This is a genomic window from Chitinophaga sp., assembly GCF_036566945.1.
GTDB lineage: Bacteria > Bacteroidota > Bacteroidia > Chitinophagales > Chitinophagaceae > Chitinophaga.
The window spans coordinates 1-4,308 of sequence record NZ_DATCVJ010000043.1; the positions used below are offsets into that span (position 1 = coordinate 1).

The window sequence follows — 4,308 nt, forward strand, 5'->3', positions numbered from 1 at the left end:
AATACGCCGTGCCTGCACGCCCTATTGGTTACAACGCCGACAACGTGCAGAGTGTTCAACAGCAATATGATGATATCCTGAACATCGAAGATTTTATGGGTAAGCAAATCCTGCAAACCCGCTATAGTCATAACATCACCATCCGGGAAGAAAATAATATTGCCGCACTGGAAGTGATGAGTCGTTTTACGATTAATCCTAAGTGGCTGATTTATTTACCACCTACCATGTCGCCGGCTGAAACCAGCCAGCAGCAAGGATTGCTGGAGTATCCTGCGGAGGCATTACAATATTACAGAGAAGCAGGCATAGAAAAGGTGATCTGTGAAGAGAAACATATGGGTTCCCGCGCCGTGGTGATTGTTTGCCGTGATGAAAATGTGGCGGAGCGCCGGTTCGGCGTTACCGGGGAAGGTAACGGGGTTATATATACGAGAACTGGCCGTTCCTTTTTTGCAGACAAACAAACCGAACAGGATTTCATTGCCCGTATCAACGCTGCCCTTATCAGCACTGGTTTTTACGAAACCTTTGATACAGACTGGGTATGTCTGGATACAGAGCTGATGCCCTGGAGCGCCAAGGCACAGGCCCTGTTGCAAACGCAATATGCAGCCGTAGGTACCGCCGCAGGTAAGGCCTTGCCGGAGGTGGTCAATGCTTTACAGCAGTCTATCAGCAATGGCGCCCCGGCGCAGGCATTGCTGGAGAAATATACGCAGCGCCTGGAACAAACCACCAACTATGTGAAAGCCTACCGCCAGTACTGCTGGCCGGTAAATTCACTGGACGACTATAAGCTGGCGCCGTTTCATATCATGGCCACGGAAGGAAAAACCTGGTTCGATAAAGACCATGAATGGCATATGTCTGCCATAAAAAATATTTGTGCAGGGGATGAACAATTACTCCGGGCTACTCCTTATCGTTTGGTAGAAATAGGCAATGCCGCCAGTGAACAGGCCGCCATCCATTGGTGGGAATCGTTAACAGCGGCCGGTGGCGAAGGAATGGTAGTGAAACCCTATACTTTCCTCAGCAAGGACGCTAAAGGACTCATACAGCCAGCTATCAAGATCCGAGGAGCAGAATACCTGCGTATCATTTATGGCCCTGAATATGATGCCGCTGAAAACCTGGAGCGCCTGCGCAACCGCAAGCTGTCCGGCAAACGCTCGCTGGCATTGCGCGAATTCGCACTGGGCCTGGAAGGACTCGAAAGATTTGTAAATAAAGATCCTTTACAGCTGGTGCATCAATGCGTATTTGGTATTTTAGCGTTAGAGAGTGAACCGGTAGATCCCCGGTTATAAAAAACAATCGCTGTTAAACATCTTTCTACATTTAAAAATATAATTATGAAAGCCGTAGCCGTATCAAAATTCAAAGACATTCCTGTTGTGATGGACCTGCCGAAACCCGCTGTAAGACCAGGCACTGTACTGATTAAGGTAGCCGCTGCCGGCATGAACCCTTTCGACTGGAAAATGATTGATGGTATTATGGACAACGGAAAAATGCCACATCAGTTTCCACTTATCATGGGCGTTGATGGCGCTGGCACGGTGGAAGAAGTAGGGGAAGGCGTTACCCGGTTTAAGAAAGGCGACAAAGTATACGGGCAATTTATTCATGCACCGATTGGTGAAGGATCTTACGCCGAATATGCCATCGTGCCGGAAAAATCAGGGATTACCCTTGCACCTTCCAGTCTTTCTGCCATAGAAGCCGCCGCAGTACCCACCGCAGGAATGACAGCCCAGCAACTGTTGGATAAACTGGATCTGCAGGATGGCGATACGCTGCTCATTAACGGCGCCACTGGCGGCGTAGGCTCTTTTGCTACCCAACTGGCGGCCGCACAGGGCATCAAAGTAATTGCTACGGTCACAGATGCAGCATCTGCCGAACGCATGAAAAAGCTGGGTGCAGCAGATACGATTAATTATAAAGAATCGCCTTTAGCCACACAGGTGAAAGCTAAGTATCCCGAAGGCATCGACGGCCTTATTGACCTGGTAAGCGATGGCGCTGGCTTTACCGCCAATCTCGACTTGTTGAAATCAGGCGCTGGTGCACTCACCACCGTGTTTGTAGCAGATGAAGAAGCGCTCAAGTCCAGGAATATACATGGCGGTAATTTTGAAACACAAGGCAGTGCCGCCTCGCTGGATACCTTGTCGCTGGTGATAGACAGAGGCGTATTAACGATTCCGGTAGAAACTAAAATTAAGCTGGAGGACGCGCCTGCCGCCGTAGCATTAAGCCGGCAGGGAAAAGGAAAGGGGAAAACAGTGATTGTTATATAAGCTTTTAGCTGTTAGCTTTTAGCTCTTAGTAAATGTTTTGTTGGTCTTCGCTGCATTTACTAACAGCTAACAGCTAACAGCTAACAGCTAACAGCTAACAGCTATCTAGCTATTTACCGTCGCTTTAAACAGCTCAACGCCGCTATCAGTGCTGATTTCATAAGAAGCACCATATACCGTAAACACGCATTGGCCTTTTTGTACCGCCAGCGTATCATCTCCCTTTACAGTACCAGCACCATTCATTACAATCAATATTTCAGCTGCTTTGGCGGTATGTTTATAAACCTTTCCTGCAGGAATATCTATTTTGCTTACTTCAAAATCAGGCGCCGGAGAAGGATAAATTCTTTCCAGTCCATCTGCACTTATATTGCCTTTAATGATGTTGGGCTCTACACCTTCAAAGCGGGTATGCTTCAGTAGTTCCGGTACATCCACGTGTTTAGGGGTAAGACCACCACGCAGCACATTGTCTGAGTTGGCCATCAGCTCTACGTTCTGGCCTTCGAGGTAGGCATGCGGAATGCCTGCGTCCTGGAACACGGCATCACCAGCCTGTACCTGCATGATATTAAAGAAGTATATAGAGAAGATACCACGATCAATTTTATCTATGCTGCCCGGATCATTTAATACGGCGCGTGCTGCCCAGAAACCAGGATTCGATTTAGATAAACGGTTGGCTTTATAGTCTGGAATCATACGGTCAGTCAGCGGCCGGAGAATAATATTCACCAGCGACTGCGGCATTTCCATTACATTTTTATACAGACCATAGTAGCCTTCTTTTTCGTATATGCTTACCAGTGAGGTAAACTCCGGTGTGGAGGTTAATACCTGCCGCAGTTGTGCATCTGGTAAGAAACCATGCAGGAGATAAAACTCGCTCAATGCCACCATAATCTCCGGTTTATGGTTATCGTCTTTATAGTTCCGGTTAGGTGCATTTAAAGGAATGCCTTCTGCATTTTCTCTCGCAAAGCCTTTCTCTGCCTCAATTTTTGTAGGATGTACCTGAATGGACAACATATCTTTTACATCCAGTATCTTAAAAAGGAAAGGCAGCTCTTTGAATTTTTCCCATACTGCCGGGCCGGTAATATTGGCCGGGTCCTGCTGTATCAGCTGGTTCAGCGGCAATGGTCCGTTGGCAGTAGTAACGAGGGAAGGAGCGCTTTGATGTGCCCCCATCCAGTATTCCGCACTGGGTTGATCTGTTGGCGCAATACCTAACAGTTCAGGAATATATTTAAATCCGCCCCATGCATAATGCTGTACTTTTCCTTCCAGTCTGAATAAGTTCATATATGGTTATCTGTTTACTTGTTAAATACCAGAGAATTGATAAATTTATATGCCTGCAAAAATAGGTGTTAAGTGGTACATTTTAAGTACCCCCGGAAAGTAAATATTTCCGCCGATTGTTTGTTTAACCCAAGCCAAATAAAGCATGTTGAATCATTTAACCCTGGGCCAGCGCGGCGAAAACATTGCGCAGGCATATGTTAGCCGGCACTGCACGCTGCTGCATCTCAACTGGAAGTCCGGAAGGCGTGAAATAGATATCATTGCCACAAAGGAGCATACCATTTATTTCATAGAAGTAAAAACACGGAGTACTGCGCGCTTTGGCTGGCCGGAAGAAGCCGTGAACTTTCGTAAGGAAGAACATATCCGCAGCGTAGCCGATAATTATTTGCAGCAGTATCACCTGCATCCTGTTGCGATCAGGTTCGATATTATTGCTATTACTTTTTCGGGAGATGAATATGAATTGGTCCACTTCAGGGATGTGTTCTGAGCGATTTTTTGTCTTACTCAGGATTATACTGATTTTGATGATTTTCCGGATTTTTGCTTTTATGATTTTGAAAAGATTTAAAAAGATTAGCGGAGACTGACGTGGATATCGCATCGGTCTCCGCTAATCTTTTTAAATCCGGAAAAACAAAATCCGGAAAATCATCAAAATCAGTATAATCCTGAGTAAGACAAA

General features: G+C 46.3%; 4 protein-coding genes and 1 pseudogene. 3 read left to right on the top strand and 2 right to left on the bottom strand.

What is annotated here, in order from left to right; genetic code table 11:
- Both VIP81_RS01295 and VIP81_RS01300 read left to right on the top strand, forming a co-directional pair.
- Nucleotides 1–1,313: pseudogene (locus VIP81_RS01295) on the top strand (polynucleotide kinase-phosphatase); the annotation flags it as partial.
- Nucleotides 1,314–1,358: 45 nt separating this feature from the next.
- Entirely contained in the window at nucleotides 1,359–2,309 is a 951-nt protein-coding gene (locus tag VIP81_RS01300) for an NADP-dependent oxidoreductase (protein ID WP_331956669.1), read from the top strand.
- 105 nt (nucleotides 2,310–2,414) lie between these two features.
- Here VIP81_RS01300 and manA read toward each other — a convergent pair whose 3' ends face one another.
- Nucleotides 2,415–3,617, bottom strand: coding sequence for a mannose-6-phosphate isomerase, class I (gene manA / locus VIP81_RS01305; RefSeq protein WP_331956670.1), 1,203 nt, complete (start codon nucleotides 3,615–3,617; stop codon nucleotides 2,415–2,417).
- A gap of 145 nt (nucleotides 3,618–3,762) precedes the next feature.
- On the opposite strand from manA, the gene VIP81_RS01310 reads away from it, so the two are divergent.
- Nucleotides 3,763–4,113 carry a YraN family protein gene (locus tag VIP81_RS01310; protein WP_331956671.1) on the top strand — a complete coding sequence of 117 codons (351 nt, stop codon included), beginning with the start codon at nucleotides 3,763–3,765 and terminating at the stop codon, nucleotides 4,111–4,113.
- A gap of 13 nt (nucleotides 4,114–4,126) precedes the next feature.
- On the opposite strand, the gene VIP81_RS01315 is transcribed toward VIP81_RS01310, so the two are convergent.
- Nucleotides 4,127–4,308: hypothetical protein (locus VIP81_RS01315; RefSeq protein WP_331956672.1), on the bottom strand; the 182-nt coding region annotated here is incomplete at its 5' end.